At 68.2% G+C, this 15,447-nt stretch carries 17 protein-coding genes; 7 read left to right on the top strand and 10 right to left on the bottom strand.

Translation table 11 applies throughout. The features are described 5' to 3' along the window. The first annotated feature begins 269 nt into the window (after nucleotides 1-269). The gene (locus tag NF4_RS00730; RefSeq protein ID WP_011207048.1) at nucleotides 270-686 is read left to right on the top strand and encodes a helix-turn-helix domain-containing protein; all 417 of its coding nucleotides are present in this window, start codon (nucleotides 270-272) and stop codon (nucleotides 684-686) included. Between the two features lie 234 nt (nucleotides 687-920). On the opposite strand, the gene NF4_RS00735 is transcribed toward NF4_RS00730, so the two are convergent. The 5 genes from NF4_RS00735 to NF4_RS00755 all read right to left on the bottom strand — a co-directional run bounded on the left by NF4_RS00735 (nucleotide 921) and on the right by NF4_RS00755 (nucleotide 5,840). Then, nucleotides 921-1,943 (bottom strand): hypothetical protein, encoded by a 1,023-nt coding sequence (locus NF4_RS00735; protein WP_063125360.1) that lies wholly within the window; start codon nucleotides 1,941-1,943, stop codon nucleotides 921-923. Further along, nucleotides 1,940-2,452 carry an ImmA/IrrE family metallo-endopeptidase gene (locus NF4_RS00740; protein ID WP_063125378.1) on the bottom strand — a complete coding sequence of 171 codons (513 nt, stop codon included), beginning with the start codon at nucleotides 2,450-2,452 and terminating at the stop codon, nucleotides 1,940-1,942. The genes NF4_RS00735 and NF4_RS00740 overlap by 4 nt, the downstream gene beginning before the upstream one ends. A 5-nt stretch (nucleotides 2,453-2,457) precedes the next feature. Next, the gene (locus tag NF4_RS39730; RefSeq protein ID WP_063125361.1) at nucleotides 2,458-3,780 is read right to left on the bottom strand and encodes a TrbL/VirB6 family protein; all 1,323 of its coding nucleotides are present in this window, start codon (nucleotides 3,778-3,780) and stop codon (nucleotides 2,458-2,460) included. Nucleotides 3,781-4,087: 307 nt separating this feature from the next. Then, nucleotides 4,088-4,999: an SDR family oxidoreductase gene (locus NF4_RS00750; RefSeq protein ID WP_063125362.1), complete on the bottom strand. Its 912-nt coding sequence runs from the start codon at nucleotides 4,997-4,999 to the stop codon at nucleotides 4,088-4,090. A 43-nt stretch (nucleotides 5,000-5,042) separates the two neighbouring features. Continuing rightward, nucleotides 5,043-5,840: an SDR family oxidoreductase gene (locus tag NF4_RS00755; RefSeq protein ID WP_063125363.1), complete on the bottom strand. Its 798-nt coding sequence runs from the start codon at nucleotides 5,838-5,840 to the stop codon at nucleotides 5,043-5,045. A gap of 65 nt (nucleotides 5,841-5,905) precedes the next feature. Here NF4_RS00755 and NF4_RS00760 point away from each other — a divergent pair, with 65 nt between their 5' ends. From NF4_RS00760 to NF4_RS00775, 4 genes are read left to right on the top strand one after another with little or no spacing between them, the layout of a single operon-like run. After that, nucleotides 5,906-6,670 carry an enoyl-CoA hydratase family protein gene (locus NF4_RS00760; protein WP_063125379.1) on the top strand — a complete coding sequence of 255 codons (765 nt, stop codon included), beginning with the start codon at nucleotides 5,906-5,908 and terminating at the stop codon, nucleotides 6,668-6,670. 16 nt (nucleotides 6,671-6,686) lie between these two features. Then, on the top strand, nucleotides 6,687-7,565 hold the full coding sequence (locus NF4_RS00765) for a CoA transferase subunit A (protein ID WP_063125380.1): 879 nt from the start codon (nucleotides 6,687-6,689) through the stop codon (nucleotides 7,563-7,565). Then, nucleotides 7,562-8,320, top strand: coding sequence for a CoA-transferase subunit beta (locus NF4_RS00770; RefSeq protein WP_063125364.1), 759 nt, complete (start codon nucleotides 7,562-7,564; stop codon nucleotides 8,318-8,320). The genes NF4_RS00765 and NF4_RS00770 overlap by 4 nt, the downstream gene beginning before the upstream one ends. Then, nucleotides 8,317-9,399, top strand: coding sequence for an NAD(P)H-dependent flavin oxidoreductase (locus tag NF4_RS00775; protein ID WP_063125365.1), 1,083 nt, complete (start codon nucleotides 8,317-8,319; stop codon nucleotides 9,397-9,399). The genes NF4_RS00770 and NF4_RS00775 overlap by 4 nt, the downstream gene beginning before the upstream one ends. A gap of 153 nt (nucleotides 9,400-9,552) precedes the next feature. Here NF4_RS00775 and NF4_RS00780 read toward each other — a convergent pair whose 3' ends face one another. After that, nucleotides 9,553-10,293 (bottom strand): group II truncated hemoglobin, encoded by a 741-nt coding sequence (locus NF4_RS00780; protein ID WP_063125366.1) that lies wholly within the window; start codon nucleotides 10,291-10,293, stop codon nucleotides 9,553-9,555. A 53-nt stretch (nucleotides 10,294-10,346) separates the two neighbouring features. Between NF4_RS00780 and NF4_RS00785 the strand changes: the two genes are divergently transcribed. Beyond that, nucleotides 10,347-10,727, top strand: coding sequence for a winged helix-turn-helix transcriptional regulator (locus tag NF4_RS00785; protein ID WP_232330253.1), 381 nt, complete (start codon nucleotides 10,347-10,349; stop codon nucleotides 10,725-10,727). Nucleotides 10,728-10,762: 35 nt separating this feature from the next. Here NF4_RS00785 and NF4_RS00790 read toward each other — a convergent pair whose 3' ends face one another. The 4 genes from NF4_RS00790 to NF4_RS00805 form a co-directional block, all read right to left on the bottom strand. Next, complete coding sequence (locus NF4_RS00790) at nucleotides 10,763-11,506, bottom strand: DUF427 domain-containing protein (protein WP_063125367.1); 744 nt, start codon at nucleotides 11,504-11,506, stop codon at nucleotides 10,763-10,765. 94 nt (nucleotides 11,507-11,600) lie between these two features. Further along, nucleotides 11,601-12,917: an MFS transporter gene (locus tag NF4_RS00795; protein ID WP_063125368.1), complete on the bottom strand. Its 1,317-nt coding sequence runs from the start codon at nucleotides 12,915-12,917 to the stop codon at nucleotides 11,601-11,603. Next, the gene (locus tag NF4_RS00800; RefSeq protein ID WP_232330254.1) at nucleotides 12,914-13,384 is read right to left on the bottom strand and encodes a MarR family winged helix-turn-helix transcriptional regulator; all 471 of its coding nucleotides are present in this window, start codon (nucleotides 13,382-13,384) and stop codon (nucleotides 12,914-12,916) included. The genes NF4_RS00795 and NF4_RS00800 overlap by 4 nt, the downstream gene beginning before the upstream one ends. Before the next feature lie 19 nt (nucleotides 13,385-13,403). After that, entirely contained in the window at nucleotides 13,404-13,952 is a 549-nt protein-coding gene (locus NF4_RS00805; RefSeq protein ID WP_063125370.1) for a TetR/AcrR family transcriptional regulator, read from the bottom strand. 173 nt (nucleotides 13,953-14,125) lie between these two features. Here NF4_RS00805 and NF4_RS00810 point away from each other — a divergent pair, with 173 nt between their 5' ends. Next, nucleotides 14,126-15,346 (top strand): cytochrome P450, encoded by a 1,221-nt coding sequence (locus tag NF4_RS00810; protein WP_063125371.1) that lies wholly within the window; start codon nucleotides 14,126-14,128, stop codon nucleotides 15,344-15,346. Nucleotides 15,347-15,447 lie beyond the last annotated feature (101 nt).

The raw sequence follows: 15,447 nt of genomic DNA on the forward strand, positions 1-15,447 counted from the left end.
GAAGGGATACCAGCTATCCAGAGGCTACTGGCTGCCCGCCCGGGAAGACCCCCGCGACGGGCGGCGACCTGGCCGTATCAGAGGTCCACAAGTCCGGTGCGGGCAACCCGCAAACGCGGTACCCCGGTCCACTTCCCCTGATATGCGCCTGGAAGCTTCAAGGAAATCCTGATTCAGGCGTAGGTTTTCAGTTACTGAGCCGCTAATATCAATGATAGGTATCCGAGATAACGACTGTTAGTACAGTGAAGGGAATTGGGCGGCTCACAATGGCTGATTTCGCGGCGCGGCTGAACAAGCTGTTCGAAACCGTGCATCCCCCGGGGCGCAAGCCGCATACCAATGCAGAGGTAGCGGCCGCTCTGACGGCATCCGGTCATCCGATCTCCAAACCGTATCTGTCGCAGTTACGGTCGGGCCAGCGTACGAATCCTTCCGATGAGACGGTTGCGGCGCTGGCGAAGTTCTTCAAGGTGAAGCCCGACTACTTCTTCAACGACATCTACGCCGCGAAGATCGACCACGATCTGGAACTCCTATCGCAGCTACAGGGTTACGGTCTGCGACGGCTGTCCAGCCGGGCCTTCGACCTGTCGGAGGAGTCGCAGAACCTGCTCACCTCCATGGCGGAAAAACTGCGCGCTAGCGAAGGCTTGCCCGAAATTCCGCCGGACGGCACCGAATAGCAGACCCCGTCGGCGCGGTGTGATCCCCATCGGGGTCGCACCGCGCCGACGCCTGTGCCGTGGAAATCGCCGCGCGATGTTCCCATGGCCGGGAAAAATTCCTTCGGCGAAGCTCTCGGTGCGCCCGAAGTTCTGCGGCACGCAAGAATGCAGACCGACCGCTCGGCACGATTACTGAGCCCCACCCGGGGATAATCACAGTGACGTAACGGGCATACCGCATACCTCGGGCAACTACGTAACCGTGACCGCTGGGCGCTCGGTCGGTTCCGGCTGCGCTTCGAAGGCCGCGGCGATCGCCTGCACCCATCCGCGCGGGCTGATCCCCTCCGGCGGTGCGATCCAGCGGGAGTCCACCACGGCCCGGCCCAGGGGATTCCGGGCCCACTGCGCCACCCGTTCCGCGCGGGCGGACACCGCGGCGGGAGGTTCTCCGGCAGCGGCGATCTCGACACCGCCGCCCGACTGCAGATACAGCGCATCCATGATCTGCGCGACCCGATCCGATGCCTTGAGCTGGGTCGATGTCCCGGTCTCCTCTTGGACGACCTCCGGGAAGCGTTCGACCAGGACTTTGTGCAACGTCTGCACCCGGCGCAACAGCAACCGTGCCCGCACCCACATCTCCGCCACAATCCACACCGCGCCGCAGGCGATGAGCAATGCGGCCAGCTGCCAGAACGGCCAGGCCCAGGCCGGCTCGCCCGGCCCGGAACGGGCAGCTCCGGTGATTCCCCGCTGCACCTGCCCGACGGCCAGCGCGACCACCAGTGCGGTCCCCGTCACGTAGACGGCTATACCCCGGCCGAGCGCGGTCCAGCTCAGGTTGCGCAGACCGGTCACCACGACGAAGACACCGGCCGCCGCGGTGACCACCCAACCCGCGGTGAACGATGCACTGAGGGTGCCGGCCACGGCGAAGAGCCCGGTTCCGTATATGCCTGCGGCGATCTGGCGCAGATTACGGCGCGAGACCACAGGCCAGGCCGCCGAGGCAACCACCGAGGTCGCGGCGGCGAAGAGCAGCCACGCGGAGACCACCAGCCCCTCCGACAGCCGACCCGGCGGCAATCCGCGGGGCAGTAGATTGTCGACGGCCAGTGCCACATCGGGCACCGCGGCGGTACAGGCCAGCGCGACCGCTGAAACGGCCACCACTATCGCTACCCGCGCGGTGGTGGCGGGTTTGACGAGTACCCGTCCCACCCGCGCGCCCGCGGCGACCCAGACGATCAGGGCGGTCAACCAGAACGTCATCCCAGAGCCTCATCGAATCGAAGGACCGAGACGCCCGCGCCCCGGCTGTTGAACACGCGCAGCCGCGTCATCAGCATGGCGGCGAAAGTTTCGGCCTCCCATTCGGCCTGATCGTCCTCGCCGTCCTCGAGTGCGGTCTGATGGGCGCGCTGACTCAGCATGTAGGCGATGAGCTCGTCGCTCACCTCCAGTGTCACCTCGGGGGCCGGGGCACCCTCGTGATCGAAGACGATATGGCCCAGCTCGTGGGCCAGCGTATGGTCCCGGCTCGGCAGCGCACTGGCGAGCACGATGATGTCCTTGGACGGGTAGTAGCGACGCTGGCCGCATACGCCGGGACCGAGGTCGGCGTCGGCGATTTCGATCGGGCGGCCCCGCTCGGCGGCCACCGCGTCCACCACTTCCTCGAGAGTGGTGGCGTCGGCATCGGCGGCGACCGCGCACACCGCGTCGACCGCGGCGGCGACCCGCCGATATGCCCGGGCGCTCTGTGTCCGGCTCTGTGTCATCGCGATCACGCACCGGTTCCGAAGAATTCGGCGCGTGCGGCGTCGACCCGCGCCTGTGCCTGGGCGGCGCTGTGATAACTCATCACGGCCGAACCGCCGCCGGCGATGGCCAAGGCGATCAGCCCGCCGATCACCGACAGGACCTTGGGTTCGGGCAGCAGGCTCTCGGCGTTCGTCGGGCGCACCGCGTGATTCGGTGGCGCGGCGACGGACGGCGCGGACCCACCGGGAGCGGGCGCCGCGGCGACGGCGGGGGGCGCGACCGTGGGCAGCGCAACGGCCACACCGATCGCCGGGGCACCGGCACCCGCACCGCCGCCCGGCGCCGGTAATGCCAATGGCGGCCCGACCGGAGGTGCCGGGGGTGGCACCGGCAGCAGCAGGAGCAGCAGCGGGGCCGCGGAACCCACACCGGCCGAACCCAGCGCGGCGGAACCGGTCGCCGCCGAACCGGCGGCAGCGGACCCGGTGGCCGCGGAACCCACGGCGGCCGAACCCACACCGGCCGAACCGGTGCCGAGTATCCCGGCCCCGGCCGAACCCGTGGCGGCCGAACCGCTGCCCAGCACTCCGACTCCCGCCGAACCCAGCGCGGCGGATCCGGTACCCAGTACCCCGACTCCGGCCGAACCCACTGCGGCGGAACCGGTACCGAGAGCTGCCGAACCGGTACCCAGTGCGGCAGAACCGGTCACACCCACCCCGAGACCGGCCGAACCCACTGCGGCGGAACCTGTTCCGAGGACTGCCGATCCGGCACCGAGCGCGGCGGAGCCGGTGACACCCAGCGGCGCCGCGGCGGCCGAGCCGACGGCGGCCGAGCCGGTGGCCAGGATGGTACCGAGAGCGGTGCCCAACCCCACCGGGCCGAGAGGTTCGGCGACCGGCGCCGGATCCGGTCGCGGGGCAGCGACCGGCGCGGGCTCGGAGGTGTCGATCGGTTCCGCCTCCTGGACCCGACCGGGGATGCCCAGCGGCTGCCACTGCGCGATATCGCCGTAATCCACCCCGCTACCACCGGTATCGGAATCCGGCGCACTACTACCCGTTTCGAGACCGGTGGGTGCGCCCGATTCGGCCGGAACTCGCTCTCCGGTCGCCTCACCCGACTCCGGTTCGCCGCCCGGTATGGCGAGCGGACCGCCCTCGGGAGGTTGCGCGCCCGGGAGAGGCGGGACGAGGCCGTCACCTCCACTGCCGGAGGGGCCCTGTTCGGTCACCGGCCCGCGGCCCGGATTCGCTTGAGCGAGCGCCGGCCCCCCGACCAGTCCCAGGCATCCGGCCGCTCCGGCTACTGCAAGCAATCGCTTGATGCGACCCACGGCCATGCGCCAGTCAACCCCTCGATCGATATTGCGGATTCGCCCGGCGATGACGCCTTCCGGGTAGAACGAACAGATGGTTGCCCATGGTAAACCAGCGCCCTGACCGGTGCATGACGAAGTGGCGACACCGAGCGCCCGGTCCCGGCTATCCGCTGCTCGGCCGCCGGTACACAGCGGACAGTGCCCCGGAGAGCATGGAATAGATCACAACCAGGCGGGGCCGGGTCCAGTAGCTGGAGTTCCTACGGAGACGGGTCCGTCCCGCCGTCGGCCGACGGCGGGACGGACCCGTTCGAACAGTGGCGAATCCTTATGCTCCGTACACGGGTTCCGGGGTCGCACCCTTCGCGATCAGCTCCGTGACCACGGTGCCGAGTTCGGCCGGATTCCACCGCGCGCCGCGGTCGACCGGCACCCCGTGGCGCCAGCCCTCGGCCAAGGCGAGGCGACCGCCCTCGACCTCGAACATCCGGCCGGTGACACCGGCCGATTCCGTGCTGCCCAGCCACACCACGATCGGTGAGATGTTCTCCGGCGCCATGGCGTCGAACCCGTCCTCGGGTGCGGCCATCATGTCGGCGAAGACGGTTTCGGTCATCCGGGTGCGTGCCGAGGGGGCGATCGCGTTCACTGTGACGCCGTACCGCGCGAATTCGGCCGCGGCGGTCAGGGTGAGGCCGGCGATACCCGCCTTGGCGGCGCCGTAGTTGCCCTGGCCGACACTGCCCTGCAGGCCGGCGCCGGAACTGGTGTTGATGATCCGGGCGTCCACGGTACGACCCGCCTTGGATTCCGCGCGCCAGTACGCGGCCGCGTGCCGCATGGTGGCGAAATGACCCTTGAGGTGTACGCGGACCACCGAATCCCATTCGTCCTCGGCGAGATTGACCAGCATCCGGTCGCGAACGAAACCGGCATTGTTGACCAGGACGTCCAAGCCGCCGAAGGTGTCCACGGCCTGTTGGACCAGCCGCTGCGCGCCCTCCCAGCTCGCCACGTCGTCGCCGTTGGCCACGGCTTCACCCCCGGCCGCGCGGATCTCCGAGACAACCTGCTCGGCAGGGGTTTCCGCGGTCGACTCACCGCTGAGTGTCGAGCCGAGGTCGTTCACCACGACCTTCGCTCCCTCGGCGGCGAAGGCCAGGGCGTGTGCCCGGCCGATACCCCGGCCGGCGCCGGTGATGATCACGATCCGTCCGGCGCAGATGCCCTCGGTTGCCATGTCCGTTCCTATCGTCGATGGTCGATATCTGTTCGAGCTGAGGTCAGGCCTTCGCCGCGGCAGCGGAGTGGGTGGCGGTCGCCACCGACAGGAAGGCCGGGGGCTCGCCGCCGCCGTGGATCTGCAGGGTCGCCCCGGAGATGTATCCGGCCAGCGGGGAGAGCAGGAAGGCCACGCCGTTGCCGACATCCTCGGGCCGGGCCAGCCGCCCCATCGGGATGGTCTGCCCGACGGCGGCCACTCCGTCGGCGTCACCGTAGTGCAGAGCGCTCAATTCGGTTTCCACCGCGCCGACCACCAGTGAGTTGATCCGGACCTTCGGGGCCCATTCCACGGCGAGGGAGACAGTGAGGGCGTCGACTCCCGCCTTGGCCGCCCCGTAGGCGGCCGTGCCCGGGGACGGCCGGTGACCGCTGAGGCTGGAGATATTGACGATCGAGCCGCCGTCTTCCTGCCTGCTGATCACCGCGTGTGCCGCCTGGGCGACGTGCAGGGCGGAGAGCAGGTTCAGCTCGATGATCTTGGTGTGGAATTTGGGGCTGGCGTCCTGCGCCAGGGCATAGGGGGCGCCACCGGCATTGTTCACCGCGTGATCCAGCCGCCCGTGCCGCCGGACGATCTCGGCGATCATCTCCGCCACGGCTGCCGGGTCGCGGACATCGCACGGCAGGAAGTCGAGTTCCCGCCCGTCCACCTCGACCGGAGTATCGCCGGGCCGGCGGGCACACGCCACCACGGTCGCCCCGGCGGAGAGCAGGACGCGGCTGATCCCGGCGCCGACGCCGCGGACGCCGCCGGTTACCAGAACGACGCGATCGGACAGGTCGATTTCGAGTGCCACCGTGTTAACCTACCAAGCAATTGCTTGCTTAGCCAAGATGCTCGAGATGCGAGATGGGATACGCGATGGGGATCAAGCGCCATTCGGAATCCGCCGGTATCGCCGTGGTCACGGTCGACTATCCGCCGGTCAACGCCATACCCTCGGACGGCTGGTTCGCCCTCGCCGACGAGATCCGCGCCGCCGGGCGCGACCCGCAGACCCGCGTGGTGGTGCTGCGCGCCGAGAACCGCGGCTTCAACGCGGGCGTCGATATCAAGGAGATCCAGCGCAAACCCGGGCATCAAGCGCTCATCGACGCCAACCACGGATGCTTCGAGGCATTCGGCGCGGTCTACGACTGCCCGGTCCCGGTGGTCACCGCGGTCCAGGGCTTCTGCCTGGGCGGCGGTATCGGCCTGGTCGGCAACTCCGACATCATCATCGCCTCCGAGGACGCGACCTTCGGCCTGCCCGAGGTCGATCGCGGTGCGCTCGGCGCCGCGACCCACCTCGCCCGGCTGGTCCCCCAGCACCTCATGCGCGCGCTCTTCTTCACCGCGAGCACCGCCACCGCCCAGCAGCTGCGCCATTACGGCTCCGTACTGAAGGTCGTCCCCCGGGAGGAACTCGACGCCGCCGCGCTCGAGGTCGCCAAGGACATCGCGGCCAAGGACGGCCGGGTCATCCGGGCCGCCAAACGCGCCCTCAACGGCATCGACCTGCAGGACGTGCACCGCAGCTACCGCTTCGAGCAGGGGTTCACCTTCGAACTGAACCTTTCCGGAGCCTCCGACGAGATCCGCGAACGCTTCGACGAAGACCTGGCGGCGCAGAAGGACAAGAACTGATATGGAACGAAAGACCATGCGAGACAAGCGGAAAACGCTGGACGAGATCGTCGGCGAACTGCGCAGCGGGATGACCATCGGCATCGGCGGCTGGGGTTCCCGGCGTAAGCCGATGGCCCTGGTGCGTGCCCTGCTGCGGTCCGATGTCACCGACCTGACGGTGGTCACCTACGGCGGCCCGGATCTGGGGTTGCTGCTCTCGGCCGGGAAGGTCCGGAAGGCCTACTACGGATTCGTCTCCCTGGACTCGGCGCCGTTCTACGACCCCTGGTTCGCAAAGGCCCGCACCTCCGGGCAGATCGTCGCCCGCGAGATGGACGAGGGCATGCTCAAATGCGGGCTCGAGGCGGCCGCGGCGCGACTGCCGTTCCTGCCGATCCGGGCCGGCCTGGGGTCGGATGTGCCGAACTTCTGGGACGGCGAACTGCAGACCGTGACCTCGCCGTATCCGGGCCCGGACGGCCGTCCGGAAACCCTGATCGCCATGCCGGCCCTGAACCTCGACGCCGCGCTGGTGCACCTGAACATCGGTGACGCGCACGGTAACGCCGCCTACCAGGGCGTGGACCCCTATATGGACGACCTGTTCTGCCTGGCCGCCGAGAAGCGCTACCTCTCGGTGGAACGCCTCGTGGAGACCGAGGAACTGGTGAAAACCGTTCCCCAGCAGGCGCTGCTGCTCAACCGCATGATGGTCGACGCGGTGGCCGAGGCACCGAACGGCGCGCATTTCACCCTGGGTGGTGAGAGCTACGGCCGGGACGAGAAATTCCAGCGGCACTATGTCGAAGCCGCTGGGTCGCCGGAGACCTGGCAGACCTTCGTCGACACCTACCTCAGCGGTTCCGAAGCCGACTACCAGGCCGCCGTCGCGCGATTCAAGGAGGAGCGGTGACCAGCACCGAAACCATCACCCGCGCCGAGGTGTGCGCGGTCGCCTGCGCCGAGATCTTCCGCGACGCCGGGGAGATCTTCGCCAGTCCCATGTCGCCGATGGCGCAGCTGGGCGCGCGGCTGGCGAAACTCACCTTCGAACCCGATCTGCTGATCTCCGACGGCGAAGCGTTCTTCCTCGCCGAGACCCCGCCGATCGGCGGTAAGGCGCCGGTGGAGGGTTGGATCCCGTTCCGCAAGGTGTTCGATGTGCTGGCCTCGGGCCGCCGCCATGTGGTCATGGGCGCCAACCAGATCGACCGCTACGGCAACCAGAACCTTTCGGCCTTCGGCCCGCTACAGCAGCCGACCCGGCAGATGTTCGGCGTCCGCGGCGCACCCGGCAACACCATCAACCACCCCACCAGCTACTGGGTCGGACGGCACACCAAGCGGGTGTTCGGCGAGAAGGTCGATATCGTCGCCGGTGTCGGCTACGACAAGGTCGACCCGGACAATCCCGCGTTCCGCTTCCATCACATCCACCGGGTGGTCACCAATCTGGGCGTTTTCGATTTCAACGGCCCGGACCACACGATGCGCGCGCTGAGCCTGCACCCCGGGGTCACCGCCGGTGAGGTCGCGGAGAACACCTCGTTCGAGATCGCCGACCTGGGCACGGCCGACGAGTCCCGGCTGCCCACCACCGAGGAACTGCGGATCATCCGCGAGGTCCTGGATCCGAAGAAGATCCGCGACCGGGAGGTCCCGCAGTGACCCCCCGGCTGCGGACACCGCTGACCGAACTGGTCGGGATCGAACATCCCGTCGTGCAGACCGGTATGGGCTGGGTGGCGGGCCCGAGCCTGGTCTCGGCCACCTCCAATGCCGGCGGGCTGGGCATTCTGGCCTCGGCCACCATGACCTACGACGAGTTGGAAACGGCCATCGCCAAAACCAAGGCGCAGACCGATAAACCGTTCGGTGTGAACATCCGCGCCGACGCCTCGGACGCGTCCGAGCGGATCGATCTGCTCATCCGCGAGAGCGTCAAGGTCGCGTCCTTCGCCCTGGCGCCGAAGAAGGACCTCATCGCCAAGCTCAAAGACGCGGGTGTGGTGGTGGTTCCGTCGATCGGCGCCGCCAAGCACGCGGTGAAGGTCGCCTCCTGGGGCGCGGACGCCGTGGTCGTCCAGGGTGGTGAGGGCGGCGGGCACACCGGCCCGGTGGCCACCACCCTGCTGCTGCCGTCGGTCCTGGACGCGGTCGATATCCCGGTGGTCGCGGCCGGCGGCTTCTTCGACGGACGCGGCCTCGCCGCCGCCCTCGCCTACGGCGCCGCCGGGGTCGCGATGGGGACCCGCTTCCTGCTCACGCAGGAGAGCAGCGTCCCGGATTCGGTCAAGCAGGAATACCTGCGCCGCCAACTGGGCGAGACAGTGGTGTCCACCAAGGTCGACGGTATGCCGCACCGGGTGCTCAACACCGAACTCGTGCAGAAACTGGAGAACTCGGGGCGGATCCGTGGCCTCACCGCCGCCGTGGGTAATGCGGCCCGGTTCAAGAGCATGACCGGGATGAAATGGTCCACGCTGGTCCGCGACGGTCTGGCCATGCGCAAGGCCAAGGACCTCACCTGGTCCCAGGTGATCATGGCGGCCAACACCCCGATGCTGCTGCGCGCCGGGCTGGTCGAGGGCAATACCGAAGCCGGGGTGCTGGCGGCGGGCCAGGTGAGCGGCATCCTGGAGGATCTGCCGACCTGCCAGGAGTTGATCGATCGGATCGTCACGGACGCGGTCGCCCGGATCGGCACTCTCGCCGAACTGCCCCAGAGCACCGAATCGAAGAGCTGAGACATCCGGCACCCGGGCCCGTCCACTGCCGGTAGACGGGCCCTTTTCGTATCGGCGGCGCATTGCCGAACCGGCCGGCAATCGCGGCCGCGCCCCGGCGCCCGCAGCCGCCGGTGGCGTGCACGCGTTCACCTCAGCGATTCGGGTACGCGCTCAACCCCGCGGCCAGGGACGTACCTCACCCCAGCCCCACGTGGGCGTGGGTTCGCTGTCGCTCGCCGGCGCGTCCGGCCCGGAGAACAGCAGCGCCATCCGGGTTCCCCATTCCAGATATCCCACGAACGCCGCCCGGAACTCGGCGTCGGCGGGCAGGCCGACCCGGTCGGCGGTATCGATCAGGAGGCTCACCCAGCGCTGCCGCTGCTCCTCGGTCAAGGCCCGGCCCCGGTGGCGGGAGATCATGTGCTGGTGGCCACCGTGCCGTTCCGAGTAGACGGCGGGCCCGCCGAAAACCTCGCCCAGCCAGGCGGCTACATGCTTCGCGTGGTCGGGGTGCATACCATCGAAAACCGGCCCGAGCACCGGATCCTCGGGAACCCGGTCGTAGAAGGTGTCGAAGAGTTTCTCGAATGCCTCGGCCCCGCCCGCCCATTCGTACAGCGACGGCACCAACGCGACCGGCTCGTAGTGCCGCATCTCCTCGATACCGGTGACGTAATCCTTGATCTCGGCGAAGAACTCCCGGAAGTGGGAACTGTTGCGGAACTTCTCCAGATGATCGCTCGCCGAGGTCCAGGTGAGCCGGAGGATATAGACCTCCGGATCATCGACACACCGGTCCAGATCGTAGGTCCGGCAGTACGGCGAGAACTGCAAAGATACCGCGGCGCGGCGATAGGCATCCTCGAACGCGGCCGGATCGGGAACGCGGTACCGGATGTACTCGGTGATCATGGATGAAGTCGACCACCTTGGGCACGACGGCACAAGAACGTACTTTGTGGTGCGTGAGCGTGCGGCGGACCTTCTACTCGTGCCAGGTCGAGCTGGCGATGGACACCATCGGTGGCAAGTGGGCGGTCGTGATCCTCGGCTATCTGAAGGAGCGGCCGCGGCGCTACGGCGAACTGCGCCGGCTCGTTCCCGAGATCACCGAGAAGATGCTGACCCAGCGGCTGCGCGAGCTCGAGGCCGCCCGCCTGATCGCGCGGACGGTGCACGAGGGTGCGGTCCGCACCGTGACCTATCGGCTGCTCGATCCCGGACTCCGCCCGGTACTGCAGGCGCTCTACGACTGGGGTGGGACCCTGGCGGCTCGGGACGGTATCGAGATCGGCTCCCCACGCGAGGATCCGGCGGAATCGCGGCGCAGCGATCCAGCCGGCTGAACGGCAGCGCCGCGGCGGCCTGTTCGAGGACGGTATCAGCCGAACGGACTCCGCGGCCGCTCCTGCAACTCCCCGTCGATGTAGGTATCGACCTTCTCGTTGTAGAAGCAGGCCAGCCCCGCGATCTTCTGGCTCTCCGGAGCCGGGGTCCGGTAGATCCACACCAGGTCCGGATGCTCGGTCTCGCCGACGCGGATGTTCCAGTAGTCGGCGTTGCCCTTGTACGGGCAGCTCGTGTGGGTGTCCGACGGCCGCAGCAGGTCCATCCTGATATCGGTGAGCGGGAGGTAGAAGCGGGCGGGGAGCCCGGTTTCGAACAGGATCCGCGGGGACCGCGACTCGGCCACCGTCACCCCGTCGAGTTCCACCCGCACATGCCGGGAACTGGCCAGGATGTCCACGCGCGAATACGGGTTGCGCGGGTGGACGTAGATCGGCTCGTCCTCCTCGAACCATTCGTCCATCGCGTCCCAGTCCAACCGCACCAGATCGTGCAACGGCGCATCCGCGTAGCGCAGGGCGGCGCCGGCGGCCGTGGTGCCGTTCACGACGACGTTGTATCCGGTCGCCTCCCCGAGGCGGGGTGAGGTGCGCGTGCTGCCGTCGAACTCGAGTTTCGCGCGCAGATCACCGACCGGAATGTAGTAGGCCGGGTAATACGGGTTCTCCCAGACCAGCGCGGGACGGACGGTATCGGCGACCAGGTGTCCGCCGAGGTAGACGCGCACCCGCTTCTGGATCGTCTCGACCCGGACCTCGTCTCGCTGCGCTTCGGTCATACTTCCCGACCCTACGCCGACCGGTCGGACTCGGCGGGCACGAAAAAGCGGGCCCCGCCTATTGGCGGGACCCGCGGTCGACCTCTTGTGAAGGTCAGTCACCGACCGTGACCGCCTGCGCTTCCTCCACACTGTGCGGGGCGGGGTCGTGGTCGTCGATATGGGCCAATGCCGAGCGGCCGGCCAGCAGCACCACCACACCGGCGGCGGTGCAGACCGCGCCCACCCAGAACGGCAGCGAAACGCTGGTCTCACCGAGTTTGCCCGCCAACCACGGGGCGGCGGCGCCGCCCGCGAAGCGGACGAAGCTGTAGGCCGCCGACGCGGTCGAGCGTTCCACCGGCGCGGAGATCATCACGGCCTCGGTGATCAGCGTGTTGTTCACGCCGAGGAACAGGCCCGCGAGGACGACACCGGCGATCAGCACCGGCTTGTGCTCGGCGAACAACGCCATCACCGCCAGATCCGCGGCGAACAACCCGACCGCCACCGCGATCATCGGCAATGTGCCGAAACGGTGTTGCAGTTTGGGCGCGAAGAACACCGAGGCCACGGCCAGCAGGATGCCCCAGCCGCAGAAGATGAAGCCGATCGCGTAGGTGCCCATGTCCAGCGGGAACGGCGTGTAGGCGAGCAGGGTGAAGAAACCGAAGTTGTACAGCAGGGCCGTAATGCTCACGACCAGCAGGCCGCGGTGGCGCAGCGCCTGGAACGGCGCGGCCAGCGAGGTCGGTTTCGCGGCTTTCGGCCCCTCGGGCAGCAGCACGACGATCGCGATGAAGGCGACGGCCATCAGCACGGACACACCGAAGAACGGGCCGCGCCAGCTGATGCCGCCCAGCACGCCGCCCAGCAGCGGCCCGGTGGCGATACCGATACCCAGCGCCGCCTCGTAGAGGATGATGGCGCGCGCGACCCCGCCGCTGGCGGCACCGACAATGGTGGCCAGCGCGGTCGCGATGAACAGGGCGTTGCCGAGCCCCCAGCCCGCGCGGAAGCCGACGATCTGGCCGACCGTCCCCGACATGCCGGCCAGGGCCGCGAAGACGATGATCAGCGCGAGGCCGGCGAGCAGCGTCTTCTTCGCGCCGAAGCGGCTGGAGACCACACCCGTGACCAGCATGGCGACACCGGTGACGAGCATATAGCTGGTGAACAGCAGCGATACCTGCGACGGCGACGCGTTCAGCTGTTCACCGATGGGTTTGAGAATCGGATCGACCAGACCGATACCCATGAACGCGATAACGCTGGCGAAGGCGACGGCCCAGACCGCCTTCGGCTGCCCGGTCGATGCGCTGTGTCGATCGAGTACGGGCGCGGGCCCTGCGTGGTCACGCTGCGCTACCGCCTCCGGTCCTGACGCGCTCGTACTGTCCGGCTCGGTGGCCGTCCTGGTCGTGGTGCTCATCGGTCTTTCCTCGATTGCGGGTGGTGCCCGGCCGATTCCCGGATCGCCGCCAGTAGGTCCCGTAGCTCGGCGGCGAGTCCGGTCAGGCGTTCGGCGTCGAAGCCGGGTAGCGGGCCGGACAAGGCCTCGCGCATGGAGGCGCGGGTGGCGGCGAGCCGGGCACGCCCGGCCGGTGTGAGTTGGACGACGACCGCGCGCGAATCGTCCGGGTCGCGGTGCCGGGAGGCGTATCCCTCCCCCACCAGGCGGGCGATGAGCGCGGTCGCCGTGGGTTGCGACGTGCGATCGATGCGAGCGAAGTCGCTGACCCGCAGCGAACCGTGCTCGTCGAGCACTGCCAGTGCGCGCACGGTAGCGCGCGGCAGGTCGTCGACGCTGAGCATTCCCGCCGCGCGCGTGAGCCGACCCGCGGTGACCAGTAGATCGACGACGGTGTCGTCCACATCGGTCACCGGGTTCGGCTGCACCGAAATATTATTACATAGGCTAACTATCTACTTCCAGACCGCCCGGTGGGATACCCGCCACATGCCTCAACTGCGCGAGGAAGGTCGCCCGGTCGTCGCCCCGGACCACGTAGTGACAGGCCGCCAGCCGGATGATCGCCGCGGCGACGATATCGGCATCGGCGCCCTCGACCATCGGGCGGATGAGTTCACGCATGATCGGCATGACGCGGGCGAGTTCGGCCAGCACGTGATCCGGTTCCACATCGACCAGCCGGCCCAGCGAATACGACTCCTGATGATCGACCATGTACCGCAGCGCCGCGTCCAGCCGGGCGGCGCCGGCGAGCCCCTCGGTCGCGGCCGCGAAGGCATCCTGCGTGTTCTGCTGTTCGTAGCGTCCGAAGGCGGCGAGCAGTTCGCCCTTCGAGGAGAAGAACCGGTACAGCGTCGGCCGGGAGACCTTGGCCGCCGCCGCGACATCGGACAGGTTCAGCTTGCTGTGGCCGTGGCGGCTCAGCACCTCGAAGGTGGCGCGCAGGATTCGCTCCCGGGTCGGCTCGTTCGAGTTGGCATCCGATGTCGGCATTTACATCCTTTACACTTTTTGTAAGTTGTGTAACACTCTATCGAGTACCGACAGGGCCGGTCCGATAGCCCGTTTCGGCTGGTGAACCCGCAGTTCAGTGGCCACCACCGAATCGTACGGACAGCCCTGCGCGGCACATTCCATCCAGCTCCAGCTGTATCGAGGTGAGTCCGATGACGGACACCCGCGTATCCGGCGACGGGATCGTATTCGACCCGTTCTCCGACGAATTCTTCTCCGACCCGCACGAAATCTACCGCCGCCTGCGCGCGCAGGCCCCGGTCCACTTCAATCCCGAATACGGCCTCTGGTCGCTATCGCGCTACCCCGACGTGGCGGCCGGGATGAAGAACTTCGAAACCTTCTCCTCGGCCGAGGGCATCACCCTGGACATGGTCCTGGACCCCGGCCACCCGAAACCGTCTGTGCCGATGATCATCATGATGGACCCGCCCGAGCACACCAGGATGCGCAACCTGGTGCGCAAGGTGTTCACCCCGCGCGCCATAGCGGCGCTGGAACCCATGGTCCGGGAGATCGTGGCGACATTCGTCGAGCGGCTGCCCGGCGGCGAATTCGATGTGGTGGCGGACTTCTCGAACCATTTCCCGATCGAGGTGATCAGCTCCATGCTCGGTGTCCCGGCACCGGACCGGGCTCGGCTGCGCGAACTACACGCACTCCCGCTGGAACGCCGGCCCGGGGAAACCGGGATGCGGCCCGAAGCGGCGGAGGCGATCCGGGAAGCCGGGCGGTACTACTTCGAACTGATCCTCGAGCGACGGGCCCGTCCGCGCGACGACATGATCAGCCATCTGATCGCGGCCGAGGTCGACCGCGGTGACGGGACGAAAACCGCGCTGACCGATATCGAGATCGCCGGATTCATCTCGCTGCTGGGCGGCGCGGGCGCCGAAACCGTCGCCAAGCTCATCGGCATCGCGGCCGTCCTGTTCGCCGACCACCCGGAACAGTGGCGAGCCCTGCGCGCCGACCGGTCGAAGATCACCGCGGCCTTCGAAGAAATACTGCGTTACGACGGGCCCGTGCAGTACGACCTGCGCTACACCCGCACCGAGGTACAGCTGCACGACCGGACCATTCCGCAGGGCAGCTACGTGCTGATGTTGCTCGCCTCGGCCACGCGCGACGAGCAGGCGTTCCCCGACGCCGGCAGCTTCGATATCGACCGGCCGCATTCCGGGCACAACCTGGGCTTCGGTTACGGCATCCACAGTTGCCTGGGTGCCGCGCTGGCCCGATTGGAAGGCCGGATCGCACTGAACGCACTGCTCGACGTGATGCCCGAGTACACCGTGGACCGGGCAGGTCTGCGCCGGGCGACGGTCACCAATGTCGCCGGCTGGGCCAACGTGCCGGTCCGGGTCCGTTGACGGGTGGCCGGTCGCCGAACCCTACGCGCCCGATCTGCCGACGTGCCGCCCAACCGGCACGCCGCGCCGAGTTTTACGAGGCCCCGAAAGGGTCGAGGCCC

Source organism: Nocardia fusca NBRC 14340 (assembly GCF_001618425.1).
In the GTDB taxonomy this organism is placed as follows: Bacteria; Actinomycetota; Actinomycetes; order Mycobacteriales; family Mycobacteriaceae; genus Nocardia; species Nocardia fusca.

What these genes read in the sequence shown, in the direction of transcription:
- NF4_RS00750 (WP_063125362.1), bottom strand. Translation starts at nt 4,999, where the DNA reads ATGGCAACCGAGGGCATCTGCGCCGGACGGATCGTGATCATCACCGGC.
- NF4_RS00790 (WP_063125367.1), bottom strand. Translation starts at nt 11,506, where the DNA reads ATGACCGAAGCGCAGCGAGACGAGGTCCGGGTCGAGACGATCCAGAAG.
- NF4_RS00795 (WP_063125368.1), bottom strand. Translation starts at nt 12,917, where the DNA reads ATGAGCACCACGACCAGGACGGCCACCGAGCCGGACAGTACGAGCGCG.
- NF4_RS39730 (WP_063125361.1), bottom strand. Translation starts at nt 3,780, where the DNA reads ATGGCCGTGGGTCGCATCAAGCGATTGCTTGCAGTAGCCGGAGCGGCC.
- NF4_RS00730 (WP_011207048.1), top strand. Translation starts at nt 270, where the DNA reads ATGGCTGATTTCGCGGCGCGGCTGAACAAGCTGTTCGAAACCGTGCAT.
- NF4_RS00740 (WP_063125378.1), bottom strand. Translation starts at nt 2,452, where the DNA reads ATGACACAGAGCCGGACACAGAGCGCCCGGGCATATCGGCGGGTCGCC.
- NF4_RS00805 (WP_063125370.1), bottom strand. Translation starts at nt 13,952, where the DNA reads ATGCCGACATCGGATGCCAACTCGAACGAGCCGACCCGGGAGCGAATC.
- NF4_RS00765 (WP_063125380.1), top strand. Translation starts at nt 6,687, where the DNA reads ATGCGAGACAAGCGGAAAACGCTGGACGAGATCGTCGGCGAACTGCGC.
- NF4_RS00780 (WP_063125366.1), bottom strand. Translation starts at nt 10,293, where the DNA reads ATGATCACCGAGTACATCCGGTACCGCGTTCCCGATCCGGCCGCGTTC.
- NF4_RS00735 (WP_063125360.1), bottom strand. Translation starts at nt 1,943, where the DNA reads ATGACGTTCTGGTTGACCGCCCTGATCGTCTGGGTCGCCGCGGGCGCG.
- NF4_RS00760 (WP_063125379.1), top strand. Translation starts at nt 5,906, where the DNA reads ATGGGGATCAAGCGCCATTCGGAATCCGCCGGTATCGCCGTGGTCACG.
- NF4_RS00810 (WP_063125371.1), top strand. Translation starts at nt 14,126, where the DNA reads ATGACGGACACCCGCGTATCCGGCGACGGGATCGTATTCGACCCGTTC.